Annotated in this window: 16 protein-coding genes; 10 read left to right on the top strand and 6 right to left on the bottom strand. The window is 71.9% G+C overall.

From position 1 onward, the window contains the following. The first annotated feature begins 84 nt into the window (after positions 1-84). On the top strand, positions 85-1548 hold the full coding sequence (locus tag OG912_RS39490) for a class I adenylate-forming enzyme family protein (protein WP_327713842.1): 1464 nt from the start codon (positions 85-87) through the stop codon (positions 1546-1548). After that, positions 1532-2413: a bifunctional transcriptional activator/DNA repair enzyme AdaA gene (locus OG912_RS39485; RefSeq protein ID WP_326740963.1), complete on the top strand. Its 882-nt coding sequence runs from the start codon at positions 1532-1534 to the stop codon at positions 2411-2413. The genes OG912_RS39490 and OG912_RS39485 overlap by 17 nt, the downstream gene beginning before the upstream one ends. A 67-nt stretch (positions 2414-2480) precedes the next feature. Here the strand turns inward: OG912_RS39485 and OG912_RS39480 are convergent, their stop codons facing one another. From OG912_RS39480 to OG912_RS39470, 3 genes are all read right to left on the bottom strand, one after another. Next, positions 2481-3707, bottom strand: coding sequence for an MFS transporter (locus tag OG912_RS39480; RefSeq protein ID WP_327713841.1), 1227 nt, complete (start codon positions 3705-3707; stop codon positions 2481-2483). 25 nt (positions 3708-3732) lie between these two features. Then, positions 3733-5358: a 4-hydroxyphenylacetate 3-hydroxylase family protein gene (locus tag OG912_RS39475; RefSeq protein WP_327713840.1), complete on the bottom strand. Its 1626-nt coding sequence runs from the start codon at positions 5356-5358 to the stop codon at positions 3733-3735. Between the two features lie 63 nt (positions 5359-5421). After that, a complete protein-coding gene (locus tag OG912_RS39470) occupies positions 5422-5922 on the bottom strand; it encodes a flavin reductase family protein (RefSeq protein WP_326740966.1) in 501 nt (166 codons plus the stop codon). Between the two features lie 280 nt (positions 5923-6202). Here OG912_RS39470 and OG912_RS39465 point away from each other — a divergent pair, with 280 nt between their 5' ends. Further along, positions 6203-6865 carry a class I SAM-dependent methyltransferase gene (locus OG912_RS39465; protein ID WP_326740967.1) on the top strand — a complete coding sequence of 221 codons (663 nt, stop codon included), beginning with the start codon at positions 6203-6205 and terminating at the stop codon, positions 6863-6865. Between the two features lie 90 nt (positions 6866-6955). On the opposite strand, the gene OG912_RS39460 is transcribed toward OG912_RS39465, so the two are convergent. Beyond that, positions 6956-8653, bottom strand: a complete 1698-nt coding sequence (locus OG912_RS39460) for an FAD-binding oxidoreductase (RefSeq protein ID WP_327713839.1) — start codon at positions 8651-8653, stop codon at positions 6956-6958. Positions 8654-9047: 394 nt separating this feature from the next. Here OG912_RS39460 and OG912_RS39455 point away from each other — a divergent pair, with 394 nt between their 5' ends. The 3 genes from OG912_RS39455 (at position 9048) to OG912_RS39445 (ending at position 12298) form a co-directional block, all read left to right on the top strand. Further along, positions 9048-9698: a cupin domain-containing protein gene (locus tag OG912_RS39455; RefSeq protein WP_326740969.1), complete on the top strand. Its 651-nt coding sequence runs from the start codon at positions 9048-9050 to the stop codon at positions 9696-9698. 117 nt (positions 9699-9815) lie between these two features. Beyond that, entirely contained in the window at positions 9816-10631 is an 816-nt protein-coding gene (locus OG912_RS39450) for an SDR family NAD(P)-dependent oxidoreductase (RefSeq protein WP_327713838.1), read from the top strand. 134 nt (positions 10632-10765) lie between these two features. Next, entirely contained in the window at positions 10766-12298 is a 1533-nt protein-coding gene (locus OG912_RS39445; protein ID WP_327713837.1) for an MFS transporter, read from the top strand. On the opposite strand, the gene OG912_RS39440 is transcribed toward OG912_RS39445, so the two are convergent. Both OG912_RS39440 and OG912_RS39435 read right to left on the bottom strand, forming a co-directional pair. Next, positions 12267-13172 (bottom strand): AfsR/SARP family transcriptional regulator, encoded by a 906-nt coding sequence (locus OG912_RS39440; protein ID WP_326740972.1) that lies wholly within the window; start codon positions 13170-13172, stop codon positions 12267-12269. The genes OG912_RS39445 and OG912_RS39440 overlap by 32 nt on opposite strands. A 185-nt stretch (positions 13173-13357) precedes the next feature. Continuing rightward, on the bottom strand, positions 13358-15016 hold the full coding sequence (locus OG912_RS39435; protein ID WP_327713836.1) for an FAD-dependent monooxygenase: 1659 nt from the start codon (positions 15014-15016) through the stop codon (positions 13358-13360). Between the two features lie 302 nt (positions 15017-15318). On the opposite strand from OG912_RS39435, the gene OG912_RS39430 reads away from it, so the two are divergent. The 4 genes from OG912_RS39430 (at position 15319) to OG912_RS39415 (ending at position 21584) form a co-directional block, all read left to right on the top strand. Next, on the top strand, positions 15319-16998 hold the full coding sequence (locus OG912_RS39430) for a class I adenylate-forming enzyme family protein (RefSeq protein ID WP_327713835.1): 1680 nt from the start codon (positions 15319-15321) through the stop codon (positions 16996-16998). A 44-nt stretch (positions 16999-17042) separates the two neighbouring features. After that, positions 17043-18047 (top strand): methyltransferase, encoded by a 1005-nt coding sequence (locus tag OG912_RS39425; RefSeq protein WP_327713834.1) that lies wholly within the window; start codon positions 17043-17045, stop codon positions 18045-18047. A 67-nt stretch (positions 18048-18114) separates the two neighbouring features. Beyond that, entirely contained in the window at positions 18115-20121 is a 2007-nt protein-coding gene (locus OG912_RS39420) for an FAD/NAD(P)-binding protein (RefSeq protein WP_327713833.1), read from the top strand. Next, positions 20118-21584, top strand: a complete 1467-nt coding sequence (locus tag OG912_RS39415; protein ID WP_327713832.1) for a class-II fumarase/aspartase family protein — start codon at positions 20118-20120, stop codon at positions 21582-21584. Before OG912_RS39420 ends, OG912_RS39415 begins: the two co-directional genes overlap by 4 nt. Positions 21585-21647: the final 63 nt, after the last annotated feature.

Genomic DNA, 21647 nt, shown 5'->3' with positions numbered 1-21647 from the left:
TGCCCGGGCCGGGCCGCCGTCGGCGACGGCCCGGCCCGGGCACCGTCCTGTTGACCGGCCATGGATGCAGTGGGGGAGGGACGGATGTCGCAGCAGTCCTGGTGGGGTGCGCGGTCGCTCGTGCACCGCGCCCGGGGCGAGGTGTGGGCGCACACCGGCCGGCCCGGCGCGGAGGTCGGCGCGGCCGCCCTGCGCGCCGAGACGGAGCGGCTGGCGCACATTCTTCGCTGTTACGGAATCGGGCCCGGCTCCACCGTCGCCCTGCACGGCACACCGAGCTTCACCCAGCTGTGGTCACTGTTCGCGCTGTGGTCGCTGGACGCCCAGGTGGTGCTGCTGGAGCCACGGCTGGGGAAGGCCGAGCGGGAGGCGCTGCTGGAGCTGAGCGCCCCGCAGTTCGTCATCACCTTCGGCGGTCCCCGGGGCCGCGAGGACGTCTTCGCCGGTGAGTGCGAGGTCCTGGTTCGCCGCCGGGGCAACGGACGCCCCGCGCGTACGGAGCACTGCCTGGTGCAGTTCTCGTCGGGGACCACGGGCAGGCCCAAGGCGGTCGGCCGCACCGGGGAGTCGCTGCGGGTCGAGCTGGACCGGTTGCAGGCGCTGGTGGGAATGGTGCGGGAGGGCGAGCGGGTCGCGGTCCTGGGGCCGCCGGCGCACTCCTTCTTCCTGGTGGCGGGGGTCCTGCACGCGCTGCGGGCCGGCGCCTGTGCGGTCTTTCCCGCGACGCAGGAGCCGGACGCGCTCGCCGAAGCCGCGTCCCGGTCGCATGTGGTGATCGGCGCGCCGTCGCACTTCGCGGCGCTCGCGCACGCGGACGAGCGGTTCCGGCTGCCGGAGCTGCGGCTGGCCGTGTCCGGCGGGGACGTGCTGGACCAGGAGACCGCGGGTGCCTTCGCCCGGCGGTACGGCGTGCTCGTGGGGCAGGGGTACGGCACCACGGAGACCGGCATCCTGGCCACCGATCTGTCCGGCGCGGCCGGGCCGGGGACGCTCGGCACACCGGTTCCCGGCGTCCGCACCCGGATCGTGGGCGGCGTCCTGGAGGTGCATCTCCCGCACTCCCCCTACGTGTTCGAGGAGCTGTACGAGGGCCTGTCCGGTGGTGAGGGCTGGATGTCCACGCAGGACCTGGTGACCCGGGACCCGGCCACCGGCGTACTGCGTATGCGGGGCCGGCAGAGCGGGCCCCGCAGCTTCGCGGAGCACGGCGTCGATCCGTTGCGGGTCGAGTCGGTGCTGCGCGCCCACCGGGACGTCACCGACGCGGTCGTCCTGGGCGCCGACGCCCTCGACGTGCTGGTGGCGTGCGGGGACGGGCTGACGCGCACGGACCTGGGCGCCTGGTGCCACCGCTTCCTGGGCCCTTCCGCGGCCTCGCTGCGCTACCGGCTCGTGTCCGAGCTCCCGCGCACGGCCAGCGGAAAGGTCCTGCGCGACCGCGACCGGCTGCACGGGCGTGGCTGGTTCCCCTGTCCGGCCGCCCCGCGGCCGGCGGGCAAGGAGAGGGATGAGAGTGACGAGGGAAGGCGACGTGGCGTACACACGTGACGTCACCGGGGCGTACACGAGCGACGAGGACCGCTGGCGGGCGGTGCGGGAGCACGACCGGGCCGCGGACGGCAAGTTCTACTACGTGGTGCGCACCACCGGGGTCTACAGCAGGCCCTCGTGCGTGGTGCGGACCGCGCGGCGCGAGAACGTCATGTTCCTTCCGACGGCGGAGGAGGCGCGGGCCCGGGGCTACCGTTCGTGCCGCCGCTGCCGCCCCGACGAGCCGGGCCTGAGCCGGCTGCACGCGCTGGCGGTCGCGCGGGCATGCCGGCTGATGGACGAGTCGGTGGTCCCGCTGAACCTTCAGGAGCTGGCGCACGCGGCCGGTTACAGCCGCTTCCACTTCCACCGCATGTTCAAGGCGTTCACCGGAGTGACGCCGCACGCGTATGTGTCGGTGGTGCGCGCCCGCCGGGTCCGCCGCGAACTGACGTGTGCGCAGACCGTGTCGGACGCCATCTACAGCTCGGGGTTCAACTCCAACGGTCACTTCTACGCGGCGTCCTCGAGGATTCTCGGCATGACGCCGCAGGAGTTCCGCTCGGGCGGCCGGGGGGTCCTGATCCGGTACGCCTGTGCCACCTCCTCGCTGGGCCCCGTGCTCGTCGCGTCGGCGGACAAAGGGGTGTGCGCGGTGGTGCCCGCCGTCGACGGGGATCCGGCGCACCGGGTGCTGGCCCGGCTGTTCCCGTCGGCCCGGCTGGCGGAGGGTGACGCCGGGTTCGCCGCCCGGGTGCGCGCCGCGGTCGAGCGCGGCGAACCGCCGGCGCCCGGCCGGGCGCTGCTGCCCGCCGATGTGCTGGAGATCTGCCTGTGCGAGCGGGTGCGCCAGGAGTTGTCGGGGACGTCCCTTCCCGGGTGACGGGAACGGCTGACCGGCCGCGTCACCCGGGCCGACGGGAACGGCCCGGCCCTCACGGGGCGCTGTTTCACGCGTCGGCCGGGGCCTTCAGGAAGCGGACCGCCCAGGCCGCGGGCAGCGCCAGGGAACACACCACCAGGCCGGTCAGCAGGGCCCCGTCCGCCCCGGCACCACCTACCGCCGTGCCGCCCGCCAGCGCCCCGAGCGCGATACCGGCGTTGACGGCGGACGCCGGCAGGGTGGCCGCGAGGTCACGGCCGGGCCCGGCCAGGTGGATCACCAGATACTGCAGGGACGGTACGAAGCCGAAGCCGGCCAGCCCCCAGACCGCGAGCGCCACGGCCGCCAGGGGCGCGGACTGCCCGAAGAGGTACAGGGCGCCCAGCGCGCACACCAGCACGGCGGCCGCTGCGGCCACCGTGGTGGCGGGGGCCCGGTCGGCGGCTCTGCCCCCTGCGAAGGCACCGGCCGCGGTGGACGCCCCGAAGGCCAGCAGGAAGGCGCTGACCACGGGGCCGGAGACGCCGGTGACCTGCTCCAGGAAGAGGGTGATGTAGGTGAATGCCGCGAACTGGCCGCCCATGAGCAGGAATCCGACGCCGAGCACCGCCAGGACGCGGGGCGCCAGGGCGTGCCGGGCCTGGGTACGGAGCCGGCCCGAGCCGGTGGCAGCGGACAGGGCCGGCACGCACAGCAGGGTCAGGACGAGGGCGAGGGCGCCCAGGACGGTGATCGCGGCGAACGCCGTGCGCCAGCCCGTGGCCCGGCCGATCAGCGTGCCCGCCGGTACGCCGAGCGCGGTGGAGACGGCCACCCCGGCGAAGACCACGGAGATCGCGCGCCCCAGCCGTTCGGCCGGCACCAGTGCGGCGGCCGCCGCGAAAGCGGCGCCCATGAACAGGCCCTGGAGCGCGCCGGTGATCAGCCGGGCGGCGAAGAGCATGGAGAAACCGGTGGCGAACAGGGCCAGCAGGTTGCCCGCCGCATAGCCGGCCAGCGACATCCGCAGCACCGCGCGGCGGGAGAGGCGGATGGTCAAGGCGGTCAGGGCGGGTCCGCCGACGCAGATGCCCAGCGCGTACGCGGTCACCAGGCTGCCCGCGGTGGCGAGGGGCACGTCGAGGTCGCGGGCGACCAGGTCGAGGATGCCGACGACGACCAGTTCGGCCGTACCCATCACGAAGGTGCCCACGAACAGGCTTCCCAGCGCGAGCGCGGTGCGCCGGCCGCCCTTGCCCGCCCCGGGGGCCGGGGCGTGACGGGCGTCCGGCCCGGACCCGGTGCGCACAGTCATACGTACCTCTCCCGCCGGTCCCGGCTCAGCCGTTGCTCCACAGGTTCTTGCGCAGTCCCTTGAGCCCCTCGAACGAGTCGAGGTCGGGGACCGTCCAGCCGTCCAGGTCGTACTCCTGGAGGCACTGCTCGGCGAAGCCCTTGTAGGCGTCCAGCTGACCGCTGGCGGCCTGTGCCTGGACGATGTCGGTGCGCACCGATTCGTGGTTGCCCGAGTAGTTGCGCTCGTACAGTTCGTGCCGGCCGCCGAACTCGGTGCCGACCGCGTCCCACAGGAGCTTCATGAGTTTGACGCGGCTCACCGCGTCGTGGCCGCCCGAGCCCCGTACGTACTTGTCCAGGTAGGGGCGGATCTCGGGGTTCTTGAAGTCCTCGGCGCTGGAGTTGATGTAGATCAGGCCGCTGGCGACGTCCTGCTCGATGATCTCCTTGATGCGCGGGTAGCCGATCGTCATGAACCAGCGGTACGCCATGCCGTAGTCGAGGCGGGGCAGCAGCGCGCCGCCCTTCCACTCCTGCGGGTTGCGGGCCGATGCGTCGCTCAGTGCCCAGAACATGTTCCGCCAGGCCAGCACCTCGCCGACCCGGGCCTGGACACCGCGGAAGTCCTTGGTGCCGGTCATCTCGACGGCCTTGAGCAGCAGCCCCGCGATGAAGTCGATCTTCACCGCCAGGCGGATGGAGCCGTGGAAGGTGAGCCGCTCCAGGAATCCCGACTGGGGCGCGAAGCCGTTGACCTTCTCCACGTCCCCGTACAGGAAGACGTTCTCCCAGGGGATGAGGACCTTGTCCATGACGAAGATCGTGTCGTTCTCGTCGAGCCGGCTGGAGAGCGGGTAGTCGAAGGGGCTGCCCATGACGGCCGCGGTCGCGGCGTAGGACGGCCGGCAGATCAGCTTCAGTCCGGGCGAGTCCATCGGGACGGTCGCGACGAGCGCGAACTTCTTGTCCTTCAGGGGGAGCCCGTAGTGCGAGATGAAGTTGAAGTGGGTGATCGCGGAACCGGTGGCCACGACCTTGGCGCCGCTGACGATCAGGCCGTTGTCGGTCTCCTTCTCCACGTGGACGAAGACGTCCTTGACCTCTTCCGCGGGCCGGTTGCGGTCCACCGGCGGGTGGATGATCGCGTGGTTCCAGAAGAGCACCTTCTCCTGGGACTCGCGGTACCAGCGCTGGGCGTTCTCCTGGTAGGGGGCGTAGTACTCGCTGTTGGCGCCCAGGGTCCCCAGGAACGCGGCCTTGTAGTCGGGGCTGCGGCCCATCCAGCCATACGTCATCCTCGCCCATTCCGCGATCGCCTCGCGGTCCTCCACGAGGTCCTGGACGCTGCGCGGGGTGCGGAAGAACTTATGGGTGTAGCCGTCGCTGCCGGTGTCGGTGCGGGTGGTGAGCACGTCGCGCTTGGCCGGGTCGTGCAGGGCGTTGTACAGACGCGCGGTCATCAGCGCGGAGTTGCGGAAGGCCGGGTGCTTCGTCACGTCCTTGACCCGGTCGCCGTAGAGGTATATCTCCCGGCCGTCGCTGAGACTCTCCAGGTATTCGTCACCGGTCAGCGGGCGCGTCACGCGTGCCGGGGAGTCCGTACCCGCGGCGCCGGCGCCGGCGGCGTCCTGGTCGGCAGCGTCTTCCGCGTCGCCCTGCTTGAGCGTCATGTTCGTTTCCTTGTCCGGTCGGTGATCCCGTGAGGGACCAGGGGTGGAGGGGAGCCCCGGGGGTCAGCGGCGGCCCGAGCCCAGGGCGGCCGTGTTGCGCAGCGCGCGGAACGCTCCGCCGTGGACGACCAGCGGTTCGCCGCCCGGGGCGTCGAAGCTCAGGACCTCGCCCACGAACAGCAGGTGGTCGCCGCCGTCGTACGACGCCCAGGGGGCGCAGGAGAAGTGGGCCACGGTGCCCGCCAGCCGCGGTGCCGGACCGCCGCCCTGCCACTCGACGGTGTCCCGGGCGAGATCGCCCCTGCCCGCGAAGCTCAGTGCGAGGTCGCTCTGGTCCGCGGCCAGGACGTTCACGCCGAACGGCCGGCCGGCCAGCAGCGTGCTCAGCCGGCTGCGCCGGTCCAGCGACACCATGATCAGCGGCGGCCGGAGCGAGACCGAGGTGAAGGAGCTGACGGTGGCACCGTGCGCCCCTCCCCCTTCGCCCTGCCGGGTGGTGACAACGGTGACCCCGGACGCGAACTGCCCCAGGCAGTCCCGGAGACTTCGCTCGCCTGCGCTCACGAGAATTCCTCCTCATCGGGACGCGGGCGCCCGCACAGAATTCATGGAGATGGGGGTGCGAATTCGCCGGAACAATGGACACGCAAAAGAATGCGCCGCCCATTCTTCCAACGATACGCAACCAGTGTCCCAGGGCCGCCTGAAGGATCAATCAAGACGGCATCCCACACAGCTTCGAATTGTTGACAGATATATTCGCTGCGGCTCTAATTGCCACACAGTGAGAGGCAGTTGCGACATGTATGCCTTCGGGCGCCGGTAAATCATCGAGGGGACCAGAGTGAGAATCCAGGTCGAGTTGAGTGACGCCGTGCAGGACTACGTCGCCGATGTGTCCCTGCGCGAGACCGATCTGCTTCGCGAACTGCGGGAGAAGACGTCCGAGCTTCCCCTGCACCTCATGCAGATCTCGCCCGAGCAGGGCCAGTTCCTGTCCCTGCTGGTGAAGGCGATCGGCGCCAGGCGCACCCTGGAGGTCGGTGTCTTCACGGGCTACAGCCTGCTGTCGACGGCCCTGGCACTGCCGGAGGACGGCTCCGTGGTGGCCCTGGACCTGGACGCCGGGTGGGCCGCGACCGCGATGGAGTTCTGCGGCCGGGCCGGCGTCGCCGGCAAGGTCGATCTGCGGCTGGGCGACGCGCGCGACACGCTCGCGGAGCTGGTGCGCGAGGAAGGCGCCCCCGGTTCGTTCGACTTCGTGTTCATCGACGCGGACAAGGAGGGGTACGCCGAGTACTACGAGGCGGCCCTGAAGCTGCTGCGCCCCGGCGGGCTGGTCGTGGTCGACAACGTCCTGTGGCACGGAGCGGTCGTCAACCCCGAGGCCCAGGACTCCGAGACACGGGCGCTGCGGGCGTTCAACGCCAAGCTGCGCGACGACAAGCGGGTGGATCTGAGCCTGCTGCCGTTCGCCGACGGGCTCACCTTCGCGCTGAAGCGCTGAAGCGCTGAGAAGCCGAACCGCCGAAGCACCGAAACCGCTGCCTCCCCGCCGCCGAAGCGGCAGGGAGGCAGCGGCTGTGCGCGGGGCCCGTCAGGACGGAAGCCGGATGGACTGCCGGTGCCTGAATATGTTCCGGGGGTCGTACGTCTTCTTGATCTGCTGGAGGCGCGTGTAGTTCCCCTTGTAGTAGAGGCCGTGCCAGGGCGTCGTGGACGTGTTCCGTGCGGGGTCGCTCAGGTCACGGTCCGGGTAGTTGACGTAGCAGCCGTCGGTCACCGTGTTGGGGACCGGGACGCCGCCGGTGTCGGCGTACAGCTCCTCGTAGAACTGCTGGTTCCACGTCTCGTTGGCGGCGTCGTCGGCCGCGTCGCTCCACAGCGACATCCACATCATCTTGAACACCGACTCGCGGTGCGGGTAGGCCGTGGCCGCGGGTGCGACCGTGTTGACCCGGCCGCCGTAGGAGCTGAGCGTCACCGAGGCACGCGGGTTGGCGAAGTCGGTGCGGGTCAGGTGCTTGTACATGACCTCGACGTGGCGGTCGGGGAAGCCGGCGCGCATGTAGGACGACTTGTAGTCCTGGCGCAGCGTCGGGTCGGTGAGGTCCACGTTCGTGGGGCCGAGGTAGCGGGTGGCCTCCAACCAGGGCAGCCTGCGGGGCTCGGCGAGCTGGGCCATCGAGCGGAACTCGCCGACGTCCCGCGTCAGCGCCCCCTGGGTGACGCCCAGCCCGTTGTTGATGGCGGCGAGATAGTTGTCGTGCAGGGCGCGGGCGTCGGGGACGGTCGCGTCGACCTGGGTGACCATGGCGATCTGCCCGTTGGACTTGTGCGGCAGCACCAGGAAGCTGGCCAGCGCGTTGTACGGGCTGGTGGGGCCGCTGTTGGCCGCGAAGAACGAGGCGTAGTTGGTGACCAGGGTCCGGAAGGAGGCGGCGTCCATGTCGCTCCACTTCCAGGACACCGCGCTGAGGTACACCTCGGCCGGCGGCTTGGGCAGCAGCGCCGTCGGGTCGGTGCCGGTGGCGCCGGGGGTCCGGAACCAGTACCGGGTGATGACGCCGAAGTTCCCGCCGCCACCGCCGGTGTGCGCCCACCACAGGTCGCGGTTGGGGTCGTTGCTGTCGCTGGTGGCCACGACCGTGCGGGCCTTGCCGTCGGCGCCCACGACGACCACCTCGACGGCGTACAGGTAGTCGATGATCAGGCCCAGCTGACGGCAGAGCAGGCCCCAGCCACCGCCGCTGACATGGCCGCCGGCGCCGACGGAGTAGCAGATGCCGCCGGGCACGGTGACGCCCCACACCGGGTAGAGCTTCTCGTAGACGTCCAGCAGCTGCGCCCCCGTCTCGACGACGAACGCCCGGCGCGTGGCGTCGTAGTAGACCTGGTTGAGCAGCGAGACGTCCAGGACGACCTGCACCTCGGGGTTGAAGACGAAGTCCTCCAGGCAGTGGCCGCCGCTGCGGACGGTGATCCGCTTGTTCTCCGCTACGGCCTTCTCCACGATCGCCGGTATCTGCCCGGTGGAGCCGATGAGGTGCACCGACTCGGGGCTGCCTATGTAGCGCTGGTTCATGCCGCGCACCAGGTCCCGGTACCGCTGGTCCTTCGGTGTCACGGCGACGGGGCCGAACGTCGTTGCCGTCGTTGCCGTCGTCGGCACGTCCGCCGCCTGTGCCGGCGTGGCGAGCGCCGTCGTCGCGCCGCCGAGCGCACTCGCGCCACTGACCGCTGCCGCGGCCCCGAGGAACCGGCGTCGGCCGATCCCGTCTGTCTTCTGCGCCATCCTTGAGCCTTCTTCGGTTGTGGTCAATCGGACCGGACAGGGACGGCCCGTGCTCCCCGGAATTGGCGTACGGGCGTGGAATCGCGCGGAATGCATGTACCGGTCCGCTGTACTCGCGTCGTCGCAGGCAGAAGTCACTGCCCGCCGTCCGCAGCCGACTGTACGACCGACTTCCAGCCACTCCACTCCAAATGTTGCGGCGCATGCTGCGGCATTGTCCGCAGGCCCCCATCCGATTCCCGCGGTCCACTTTCCTGACCGTCCGCGACCGGACGGTCACGCTTCTTCGACGAAATCGCAAGATGCGGGAGTGCCCCAAGAACGCCCGAACACCGAACATCGGTATTCGGTTGCGTTTTTCGCGGACATTCCTCGGACATAAGGAGCGGTTATCGTGACGGTAAGCAGAGGCGAGGTATACGAGAATCCGCGGTGCGGCGAGCGTGTGGTCGTCAGGACGCCCGCGTCGGAGACCGGCGGCACGAGGACCATCCTGGACGTGTACGCGAGCCCCGGCGGGGCCGTGTCGGGCGAGCACGTCCACCCGGTGAGCGAGGAACGCTTCACCCTGGTGCGGGGGAAGGTGGCCTTCCTCATCGGCGGGCGGCAGGTGACGCTGGAGCGGCCCGGGCAGAGTGTGCTGATCCAGCCGGGCATCGAGCACCGCTGGTGGAACTGCACCGGCGAGGAGTCGTACCACATCTGCGAGGTACGGCAGAACGCCGACCGTTTCGAGACGCTGGTGCTGCGGCAGCTCTTCGGTCTCGCCCAGGACGGCAGGACCAGTCCCGAGGGCATGCCCAAGTTCCTGCAACAGGTCGTCACCACGCTGGAGTTCGGTGACGTGGTGCGTTTCACGACGCCGCCGTGGCGGGTGCAGCGCCTGCTGTTCGGGGCGCTCGCGCCGGTGGCCCGGATGCTCGGCTACCAGGGATGCAATCCGGAGTACCTGGACCGCAAACCGTCCGAGACCGTCGAACTCGAACCGCTGCCCGACGAGGTGGCGGCCTGGCACTACGCGGATGCCGACGGCCCGCGCCCCTGACCCGGCGCACCCGGTGCAACCCGTTCGGCGCGGGCGGGGTTTCCCCCCATGAGAGCGGAACGCAAGAGCTCCTCCCCCACCGCGGTGGGCGAGTACATCACCACGATAAGGACTTTCATGGACCTGCAGCTTTCCGGCCGCGTAGCAGTCGTCACCGGCGCCTCCAAGGGCATGGGGCTCGCCATCACCCGTACCCTCCTGCAGGAGGGCGCCCGCGTCGTGGCCGCCTCCCGCAAGATCAGCCCCGGTCTCCACGAGCTCGCCGGGCCGAATCTGGTGCACGTCCCGGTCGACCTGACCGACCGTGACGCGCCCGCGTACGTCGTGGAGCGTGCGATCACCGAGTTCGGCAAGCTGGACATCCTGGTGAACAACGCCGGCGGCCCGCCGCCCGGTGTGTCCCTGCCCCGCGGCTCCTTCCTGGACGCCTCGGACGACGACTGGCAGGCGATGTTCAACTTCAACCTGTTCGCCGTGGTCCGCGCCGTCCGCGCCGTCCGCGCCGCGATCCCGCACCTGCTGAAGAGCGACGCCGCCGCGATCGTCAACATCACGTCGGGCAACGCCCACCAGCCCTCGCCGATCAACGTCGACTACGGTGCGGCCAAGGCCGGCCTGGCCAACCTCACCAAGCAGCTGTCCGGCGAGTTCGCCCCGCAGGGCATCCGCGTCAACGCGGTCGTCCCGGGCGTCACGCTCACCGAGTGGTGGACCGAGGAGGGCGGCGTCGCCGACAAGATCGCCGCGCAGGCGGGCACCGACCGCGACAGCGTCATCTCCACCGTCGTGCCGCAGATGCTGAACCTGTCCACCGGCCGCTTCGTCGAGCCCCAGGAGATCGCCGACGCGGTCGTCCTGCTCGCCTCGCCGCGCTCCGGCAGCACCACGGGCACCGAGCTCGTCGTCGACGGCGGTCAGCTCAAGGAGATCTGACCCCTACCGCGTGGCGGGTCCCGGAGGGCCGGGGCCCGCCACGCGTCTGTTCACACGGTGCCGGTCACCGGCACCCGGGCTCCGCTGCCCGTACTCCCCGCCCGCCGTGTCGGGCCTCGCATCCTGGAGCCGGCATGGCGCTGTCCCACCTCGTCCGCAGGCCGGACGGGGCCCCGACCGCCGTGTCCGGGACCCGGGGCCGGACGGGGCCCGGCGCGTCCCCGCTCCCGCTGACCCTGCTGGTCGCGCTGGCACCGCTGCTGGCCAACGCGGACGCGGGCATCGTCGTCCTCGCCCTGCCGGAGATCCAGCACGATCTGTCGATGAGCCTGTCGGGCGTGCACTGGGTGACCAATGTCTACGTCCTGCTGGTCGGCGGGCTCCAACTGCTGGGCGGGCGGCTGACGGACCTCGTCGGCGCGCGCCGGCTGTTCCTGTGGTGTCTCGCGGGATTCGCCGCCGCGTCGGCCGCCTGCGGTGCCGCGCCCAGCGGGGTACTGCTGATCGTCTTCAGGGCCGCGCAGGCTGTGTGCGCGGCCCTGTTGGTGCCCTCCGCCATGGCCATCCTGCTCGCCCGCTCCACCGGCCGCACCGAACGGGCCCGGGCCCTCGCACTGTGGGCGGGGGCCGGTGGCGCCGGCTCGATCCTGGGCGTGCTGGCCGGCGGGGTGGTGGTCGACCGGCTCGACTGGCGGTGGGCCTTCTACCTCAGCCTCCCCGTCGCCCTCGCGGCACTGTTCGCCGCGCGCCGGCTCTGTCCACCGGACGCCGTACGGGCCGGGACGCGGGCCCCGGACGGGACGCGGGCCTTGGACGGGCCGCAGGCCTTGGCCGGGACGCGGGCCCCGGACGGGATCCCGGTGCGCGGGCCCCGGGTGGACTTCCTCAGCTCCTTCGCCCTGATCGGGGCCCTGCTGAGCCTGGTCGCCGCCCTGGTCCGCATCCCGGGACACGGGAGCGCGGCCGGCACCTGGGGGCTGTGCGCCGTATCCGCCGCTCTCTGGGCGCTTCTCGCGGTGCGCCAGACCCGGTCCGCCGATCCCCTGCTGCCCGTGGCCGTCCTGCGCGACCGGGGTCTGGTCGCGGGCGCCGTCGGCATACTGCTGGTCTCCGCGGCCACCGGGCCGGTGGTGTTCATCTGCAGCATCTACCTCCAGCGGGTACACCACTACAGTCCGCTGGAGGCCGGCGGCGCCCTGCTCCCGATGGTCGGCGGCATCCTCCTGGTCGGCCGCGGGTGCGCCCGCATGCTCGCCCGCCACGGTCCTCGGCTGCCCTGTCTGGTCGGCTGCGCCCTGGTCGCCGCCGGGCTCCTGATGCTGACGAACGTCACCTCTGAGTCGGGTTACCTGACGGGCCTGCTCCCGGGGCTGGCGCTGACCGGTGCGGGCCTCCCCTTCATCTGGATGACCTGCGAAGTGACCGCGTGCGCCGACATCTGCATGCGCAATGTGGGACTGGCCGCGGGCGTGGTGCAGTCCGCGGGCCAGATCGGCGCCGCGCTCGGGCTGGCCCTCGTGGTCACGATCTGCGCCCCGGCCGCCGACGGCAGCGGAGCAGCCGCTCTCGCCGGTGGCATCTCTCAGGCGTTCTGGCTGGCACTGGCGCTGATGGTCCCCGCGGCGGCCAACGCCCTCATCGGGATGCGTGCGAAGAGCGCCGCCTGAACTCCTGTACGGCCGGCGCCCGGCTGCCCGGGCGCGGTCCGGGCCGCTCCGCGGCGGCGTGCGGTGCGACGAGGTCCAGGGAGAGCCGCCACTGCGGCCTCGACGGGGACTCCAGCCGCGGATGCGCGGAAAGAATGTCGGTGTTGAGCTGCTGGATACGGCGGGAGGGCGTCGCGCCGTGCTCGTCGCGCAGCGCCCGCCGCAGCCGGTGGAAGACGGCCAGCGCGTCCACCCGGCGGCCCGACCGGTACAGGGCGAGCATCAGCTGGGCGGCGAGCTCTTCGTCGGCGGCGTACTCGTGGGCCAGCGAGCTCAGTTCGCCGATGAGGCCGTGGTGGCGGCCCAGATCCAGGTCCGCGCGTATCCGCCTGCCGACGGCGTCGAGCCGGTTGCGTTCGATCACCGCGATCGCCGCGTGCAGCAGCGGCCCGGTCGGCACGTCCACCAGGATCTGGCCGCTCCATCTGCGCTGGGCCGCGCACAGTTCCAGCGCGCCGCGGTCCAGCGCCCCGCTGTCCAGGCTGTTGCGGGCGACCCGCACCTCTTCCTCGTACAGGTCCAGGTCCAGCTCTCCCGGCCCGACCCGCAGAACGTAGCCCTGGTCCCGGGTACAGATCCGGCCGGGCCCGGCAACCTCACCGGCGGCCCGGCCGCCCAGGGTGCGGCGCAGCTGCATGACGTACGTGTGCACAGCCGCGACAGCGCTGGAGGGCGGGCTGTACTCCCATAACTCCTCGACGAACTGTGACATCGACACGACGTGGTTGGCGTTCATGAGGAGCAGCGCCAGCATCTGACGCTGCTTGGGGGCGCTGGGCGTACGGTCGATTCCCTCGTCGATGACGGACAGCGGACCGAGTACACAGAAATGCATTGATCCTCGCTTTTCTCGCGACCGCCGCCGGGAGGTTTTCCCGCGACCGGCCGTAACGAAAATCCCCGCAGTGGGTCAGCAGAGGTTTCCCGGGAATTCTTCTGTGTTCCACAACGCCCTGAGCACGGTCGGATCATTCCGCGCCGGGCAGGGATCAGCGGAATTGATCGAAGCTATTCAGTCCGCTAATGACCCGTCACGAGGCGGATGAGCGCCCCTGGATCACCGGGCAGCTCGTCGCCGCGCCAGGCCACGTGCTGGTCGGGGCGGACCAGGACCAGGGCGCGTCCGTACAGTTCGCGCGCCCGGTCACCGGGCAGCTCCAGCGTGGTCAGGGGGACTCCGTGTTCCGCCGCCGCGGTGGCCAGCGCGTCGCCGCGGGGCGCCCGTCCGCCCACCCGCAGCAGGGTGAACCCGGTGCCGAGCCGGTCGAACAGTGAGCTGCCGGGGCCGTGGACGTCGTCCAGCCACAGGTGCGGTGTCCGGCCGCCGGGTATCGCGGAGGGGGTGTACGAGGTGAACGCGTCGGGGGGCGGGGTGCACCGGCCGGCGTCGATGATCGCCGAGGCGTCGTAGCGGGCACCGAGCTGGACGCCGAGGGTGTCCAGCGTCAGCTGCCCGTACTCGGCGAGCGCGAGGCCGGTCTTCTCCCGCGCGGCGCGCCCGTCGGCCGAGTCCTCCTCAAGGGCGGCGGGCCGCTCGATCGCTCCGAGGCCGATGCCCAGTTGGCGTGCTGCCGCGGTGTTGCGCAGCGCGACCGGCCTGCGCTCGGCTTCGTACGAGTCGAGCAGGTGCCCGCCCGCCCAGCCCTGGACGGCGGCCGCGAGCTTCCACGCGAGGTTGGCGGCGTCGTCCGCTCCGGTGTTCATGCCGAAGCCGCCGTTGGGGGTGAACAGGTGGGCCGCGTCGCCGGCCAGCAGCACGCGGCCGGCGCCGAAGCGCTCGGCGACCAGGGCCGCGCCCGCCGTCCACGGCCGGTGGCTGAGCACCTCGACCGGCAGGTCGACGCCCGCCGCGCGCCGGACTAGCCGCACCAGCGTGCCGTCGTCCGCCGTGTCCGGGTCGACCGAGCTGGTCAGGAGGAAGAACTCGTCGGCCCCGTTGAGCGCGATGAGATTGAGGGCGAGCTCACCGTTGAAGACCCAGTTGCTCCAGGCCGCCCGGTCCTTGAGGAAGTCCCGGTACAGCGTGGGCACACGCAGATGGGCCGCGGTCGCCCGGCGGCCCAGCACGTCCTGGTCCAGCGCGCCTTCCCCGCGGTAGGAGATGCCCAGGCTGCGGCGTACGAAGCTGCGGCCGCCGTCGGCCCCCACCGCGTAGCGGGCATGCCAGGTCTGCGTTCCTCCGGCGTCCTCGGCGGTCAGTACCACCCGGTCCGGCTCCTGCTGGAGGCCGGTGACCCGGGCGCCGAAGCGCAGGGTGATGTGTCTGCCGGCGCGGGCCCGGTCGAGCAGCAGGCGTTCCACGTACATCTGGTTGGCCCGGTGCATCGGCTCGGGCACCTGGCCGGTTGGGTCCTGCGCCGCGACCTGCCGGCGTGACTCCGCGGGGCCGGGCCAGGGCAGCCGCGCCAGTGCGTGGCCGCTGTACCGGGTGGAGAAGGAGATTCCCGCGTCGTGGTGGGCGGGCAGGCCCAGGGCGCGTACCCGGTCGGCGAGGCCCAGGGTGCGGTAGTGCTCCATGGTGCGGGCGTTGTGGGTGCTGCCCCTGGGTTCGTCGGGCACCGAGGACCCGGCGTTGAGGACGACGGAATCGACGCCGTACCGGTCGAGGAAGAGGGCGAGCAGCAGTCCGACGGGGCCGCCCCCCACGATGGCGACCGGTGTGGTCGATGGTCGGTCCATCCGACGGGCCTCCAGCCTGAGTTCCGTACAACTGCCGCGGGCATCGTCGCAGTCGTATCTGAAGAATGGATCGAGGACCGTTCCCGGCCGTCCGGAAACGTCCCGGCACCATTCCGGTCAGCGGAAATAACGGCCGTGGACCGGATCTATAGGGGGACCTTGCAGACTTCGGGCGAGCCGGGTCGGCAGATTCCCTGCCGAGCTCCCCGGGTTCACAGTCCTCGCCCTAATTCGGCTCTCCATGCGGAGCGTGAGGTATTTCTATGTTCCTGTTCGGCACACACCGGTCTGCGGCGCAGCGCATGCGCCTTTTCGCCGGTCGCGGACTGGGCGCCGGAAACTTCTTCTGGTACGCCTGGAAGGTCGCCGACGACCGTGACCGGCCGCTGATCTTCCACCCGGACGTCGACTCCCCGTCCTGGGCGACCGAGCCGCTGGAGGGCCTGTCCCTCAACGACATCCGCGTCGCCGTGATCCGCTACGCGAACTGGTACCGCGAGCAGGGGGTGGCGGCCGGCACCCATGTCGGTGTCCTCACCCGGAACGGGCTCTTCGGCCTGCTCCACCACATCGCCCTCACGAGCCTGGGCGCGGCGGCCGTGCACTGCAATCCGCGGATGGAACCGGCGACCGCGGCCGAGTACTTCCTGCGCACCGAGGCCGAGCTGGTCGTCGGCGACGACGCGCTGCTGAACGCGTGTGCCGGCCAGTGGGAGGCCGGTGCCGTGGACAACGCACCGCGGCTCCAGGACATCCAGGTGCTGGACGCCACCGCCACCGGGCCCGCCCGGCCCCTGGCCGGATTCCCTCATCGGCACTCCCCCGACGACCTGGTGATGATCTCCCACTCGTCCGGCACCACGGGCCGCCCCAAGGCGCCGGTGTTCCACCACGGTTCGTTCTTCACGGGCAAGCGCGAGCGGCTGTGGACCTTCCCCTCGCTGCGTACGGACCGGCTGCTGACCGCCCTTCCGCACAGCCACTCGGCCGGCATCAGCTATCTGAGCATGGCCATCCTGCTCGGCATCCCCACGCTGATGCTGGACGGCGCCAACGGCGAGCGGGCCGTGCAGGCCATCAACAGCTTCCGCCCCACCACGATCCTCGGCTTCCCGCTCACCCTCGCCGAGATCGATCCCGGCGAGATCCTGCCGGAGGCCGCCCAGTCCATCCACACCTGGAACGGGATGGGGGACGCCTCCCACGAGCGGCACATCCGCCCGCTGATCGCCCTCGGCAGCCGCGGCAGGGGCGCCAAGCGGGTCCCCGGCTCGGTCTACCTGGACGGTCTCGGCTCGTCGGAGATGGGGATGGTTCTCTTCAAGCAGGCTTTCACTCCGACGACTTCGCGGTACGGGCGGCTGATCGGCGCGCCCGCCCGCGTGGTGCGCAGGGCCGCCGTGCTGGATGAGGCCGGCCGCGAGGTTCCGGCCGGGCAGGCGGGGCGGCTGGGCGTGCGCACCCCCAGCGTCACCCCGGGTTACTGGGACGACCCCGGGCTGAACGAGGAATCGCTGGTCGACGGCTACTTCCTGACCGGTGACATCGTCCGCCGGGACGCCGAGGGCCGGTGGTACCACCTCGACCGCACCCCCGATGTCATCAGGACCGCTGGCGGTGACGTCCACAGCCTCCCGCTGGAGGAGGTCGTGCTGCTGACGACCGGCGCCCTGGACACGGCGGTCGTGGCCGTGGAGGACCCGCAGGCCCCGGAGTTCACGGTCCCGGTCGCGGTGGTGCACTACGCGGACAGCACCGAACGCGTCCCGGGCGACCTCCTGCGGGCCTGCAACGCGGCCCTCGACGACGCGGGTCTGGCCCGGCTGCACGCCCTGGTCATCGCCACCGGACGGGACGAGCTGCCCGTCGGGGTGACCGGCAAGGTCCTCAAGCGCCGTCTGCGCGAGGAGCACCGCCGGCTGCTGCACGAGCCGGCGGGGGACTCCGTCGCGATCGTCCAGCGCCCCGCGCACTCCGGCTGAGCACGCCCCGTCCCCGTACCCCCACCTCGCAGGAAGGCCCCTTCATGGTCGACCGGATCGCAGCGCGCCGGGTCGTCGACATCATCACCGGTGCCTGGCAGTCGCAGGCCCTGTACGCGGCCGTGGCCCTGGACATCCCCGATCACATCGCCGCGGGGCACACCACCGACGAGAAGCTGGCGGCCGCCGCCGGAGCCAGCGAGGACGGCATCACCCGTCTGATGCGGCTGCTGACGGCCATGCAGGTCTTCGACGGCACGGGCGAGGACGGCTACCGGCCGACCGCCGTCAGCGAACTGCTGCGCGAGGAGGCCGACCAGTCCATGAAGGACATGGTCCGCATCTACGGCGAGGAGTTCCACCGGGCGTGGGGGGCGGTGGTACCCGCCATCAGGAGCGGCACCTCCGGCTTCACCCACGCGTTCGGGGTCTCGCTGCACACGTATCTGCGCGGTGAGGCGTCGGCGGGCCTGAAGTTCCAGCGGGCCATGAACGCGGGCAACGTGTTCTTCCCCGACGTCCTGGACGCCTTCGACTTCAGCAAGGCCGGCACCGTCGTGGACGTGGCCGGAGGCAGCGGGGCGCTCCTGGCCACCGTGCTGCGGGCCCACCCCGAGGTCCACGGCGTCCTCTTCGACCAGCCCCACATGGTTCCGATCGCCCGGCGGCACCTCGACGCGGCCGTCGGTCCCGGCCGGTACGAGGCCGTGGGAGGCGACGTGTTCCAGGGTGTGCCCGGGGGCGCCGACGCCTATCTGCTCGCTCGGGTGCTCCAGGACTGGGACGACGAACGCTGCGTGCAGCTGCTCTCCCACATCCGCCGGGCCATGCCGGACGGCTCCCGCCTGCTGATCCTGGAACGGGTCATTCCCCGGGACGGCTCGGCGATGCTGCCGCTGCTGTGGGATCTGCATCTGCTCATGGCCGCCGGCGGGCGCGAGCGGCAGCTGTCCGGCTACCAGGACGTGCTCAGGGCCGCGGGACTCCGTCTGGAGTCCGTGCACCCCCTCGCACTTGAGACCAGCCTGCTGGTCGCGGCCCCGGTCTGAGGGCTGTCCCGCAGTGCCTTCGGTTGGAAGCTGTGCCCCCTCCTTCGAGACGTATCGGAGCATCCGGATGAGCAGCGGGGACCTTACGGTCTGCATCGTCGGGGCAGGGCCCCGCGGTCTGTCCGTGCTGGAGAGAATCTGTGCCAACGAGCGGAAGTCCGCCTCCCACCCGGCGGTGACGGTCCATGTCGTGGACGTCGCCCGCCCCGGTCCCGGCCAGGTCTGGCGGACCGGCCAGTCACCACATCTGCTGATGAACACCGTCGCCTCGCAGGTCACCGTGTACACCGACGGCAGCGTGGTGATGAACGGCCCCATCGAGGACGGGCCGAGCCTGTACGAGTGGGCCAAGTCGCGCTGCCTCACCGGGAATCCGGCGACGACCGCGGCCGACCCCGGCGGCCGCTTTCGTGCCGAGGCGGCCGCTCTGGGCCCCGACTCGTATCCCAGCCGGGCGCTGTACGGCCGGTACCTGGAGGAGGTCTTCGCCACGACGGTCTCCCGGGCGCCCGCCCACGTCACCGTCGTGGAGCACCGGTCCCGCGCCGTCGCCCTGGACGACGCCCCGGCCGGCCCGGCAGCAGAAGCGGGCAGCGGTCCCCAGGTCCTCACGCTCGCGGACGGCACCCGGATCACCGGTCTGGACGCGGTGGTGCTCGCCCAGGGGCATGTGCCCGCCGCCACGTCGCCCGACGAGGAGCGCCTCGCCGGGGAGTCGCGGGCCCACGGACTGCTCCATGTCCTGCCGGCCAACCCCGCGGATGTGGACCTGTCCGCCGTCCGGCCGGGCCAGGGCGTGCTGCTGCGCGGGCTCGGGCTGAACTTCTTCGATCACATGGCACTGCTCACCCTCGGGCGCGGCGGCCGCTTCGAACGGGTCGGCGACGGCCTGGTCTACCGGCCGTCGGGCCGTGAGCCGCGGCTGTACGCGGGGTCACGGCGCGGGATTCCGTACCACGCGCGGGGCGAGAACCAGAAGGGTGCGACCGGGCGCCATCTGCCCGCACTCCTCACCCCCGAGGCGGTCGCCGTGCTGCACCGGCGCGCCCTGGACGGTGAGCGTCTGCACTTCGGCAGCGACCTGTGGCCGTTGATCGCCAAAGAGGTGGAGAGCGTCTACTACGGCACGGTGCTGACAGCCCGTGACGGGCAGACGAGGAGCGAGGAGTTCACCGGCCGCTATCTGGCCGCCCCCGCGGGCGCGGCCGAGCAGCGTCTGCTCGACGAGTACGCCATCGCCCCCGGCGAGCGCTGGGACTGGGAGAAGATCTCGCGCCCCTACGGCGCCCGGGTCTTCGCCGGCCCGGCCGACTTCCGGGACTGGCTGCTCGGGTATCTGGCGAAGGACGTGCACGACGCCCGTGCGGGCAACGTGAGCGGACCCGTGAAAGCCGCCCTGGACGTCCTGCGCGACCTGCGCAACGAGATACGGCTCGCGGTCGACCACGGCCGTCTGGAGGGCAACTCCTACCGGGACGATCTGCAGGGCTGGTACACGCCGCTCAACGCCTTCCTGTCGATCGGCCCGCCCGCCTCGCGCATCGAGGAGATGATCGCGCTGCTGCGGGCGGGGGTCCTGGAGGTGCTCGGGCCGGGAATGAGCGTGCGCATCGCCGAGGAGGACGGGGCCGCGTTCTTCGAGGCCACCTCGGACCGGGTGGGCGGGGAGCCGGTGCGTACCTCCGTACTGGTCGAGGCCCGGCTGCCCGAACCGGACATACGACGCACCGCCGACCCGCTGCTGACCCACCTGCTGGCCTCCGGACAGGCCCGCGCCTACCGCATCGACGGCACCTGCGGCACGAGTTACGAGACCGGCGGCCTGGCGGTCACCGAACGTCCGTACCGTCTGGTGGACGCGGAAGGCCGCGCCCATCCGCGCCGGTTCGCGTACGGCGTCCCCACCGAGGCCGTCCACTGGGTGACCGCGGCCGGAATCCGGCCGGGCGTCAACTCGGTGACGCTGGGCGACTCGGACGCCCTGGCACGGACGGTGCTGAGCCTGGACCCCGCCCCGGCCTCCGCGCCCGCGCCGGATGCGCCGGACAGCGACTTCACCGAAGTGATGGCATGACGGCGGCCCCGGGCCCCGGCCCCGACGCCGGTCTGCTCTCGCCGGTGCGCGCCGGGACCCCCGCCGAGGAGGCGGTGGACGACCGGGCCTGGCTGCAGGCCATGCTGGACGCCGAGGCGGCTCTGGCCCGCGCGCAGGCGGCGCTCGGCACCGTGCCACGGGGTGCGGCGCGCATCATCACCGAAGCCGCCCGCGCCGATCTGTTCGATGTGCGGGCGCTGGCACTGGCCGCCCGCGAGACGGCGAATCCCGTTGTGGGGCTGGTGCGTGCGCTGGCCCTGCTGGTGGCGCGGAAGGACCCGGCCGCCGCCGAGTACGTGCACCGCGGCTCCACCAGCCAGGACGTCCTCGACACCGGCGCGATGCTGGTGTCCGCCCGGGTGCTGCGCCTGGTCCTGGCCGATCTGCGGCGCACGGCCGAGGCGCTGCGCGCCCTGGCCGCCGAGCACCGCGACACCCCCATGGCCGGCCGGACCCTGGCGCTGCACGCCGTACCGACCACCTTCGGGCTCAAGGCCGCCGGCTGGCGCGATCTGGTGCTGGACGCGGCCGACCGGGTGGCCCGCGTCCTGGAGACGGGGCTTCCCGTATCGCTCGGCGGTGCGGCGGGCACCCTGGCCGGCTATCTGGAGTACGCGGCGATCGACGCGGGAGCCGCCACTGACGACGGCACACATCCCGGCGCGATGGACCGTGCACCTGCCACGACCGACGACGGCACGTACCCCGACGCCCTCAACAGTGCCTTCGCGGCGGAGACGGGGCTGGCCCCGCAGCGGGTGCCGTGGCATTCCCTGCGTACACCGATCGCCGATCTGGCCGCGGTGCTCGCCTTCACCACGGGTGCGCTCGGCAAGATCGCCGTCGATGTGCAGTCGCTGTGCCGTACGGAGGTCGGCGAGGTGAGCGAACCGGCCGTCGAGGGCCGCGGCGGTTCCTCGGCCATGCCGCACAAGAGCAACCCGGTCCTCGCCACGATGATCCGCAGCGCCGCCCTCCAGGTCCCCGCGCTGTCCGCCGGACTGGCCGGGTGCATGCTCGCGGAGGACGAACGGTCGGCGGGCGCCTGGCACGCCGAATGGCAGCTGCTGCGCGAGTGTCTGCGGCTGGCCGGAGGGGCGGCCCACACGGCCGTCGAGCTCGCCGAAGGACTCGTCGTCGGGCCGGAACGCATGCGCGCCAACCTCGGCATGACCCGGAGCCAGGTGGTGTCCGAACGCGTCGCCGCGGTACTGGCGCCGCACCTGGGCCGGGGCCCGGCCAGGGACGTGCTGTCGCAGGCGTCCACGACCGCCCGGCGCACCGGCCGGCCGCTGGCCCAGGTACTTGCCGCGCTCCCCGAGATCGCCCGGCACCTCGACGCCGGGGAGCTGGCGGTCCTGCTGGACCCGGCCGGCTACACCGGGGCGGCCGGTCCGCTGGTCGACCGGGCGCTGCGGCGGCCGGGCGGACGGCTGCCATGACCGTGCACCGCGGCTCCGCCGCAGCCCGCCGTCCTCCCGCCCACCCGTCCGTCCCCGACCCAG

It is taken from the genome of Streptomyces sp. NBC_00464, assembly GCF_036013915.1.
GTDB lineage: Bacteria > Actinomycetota > Actinomycetes > Streptomycetales > Streptomycetaceae > Streptomyces.
This window is presented reverse-complemented; position numbering and strand designations above follow the sequence as displayed.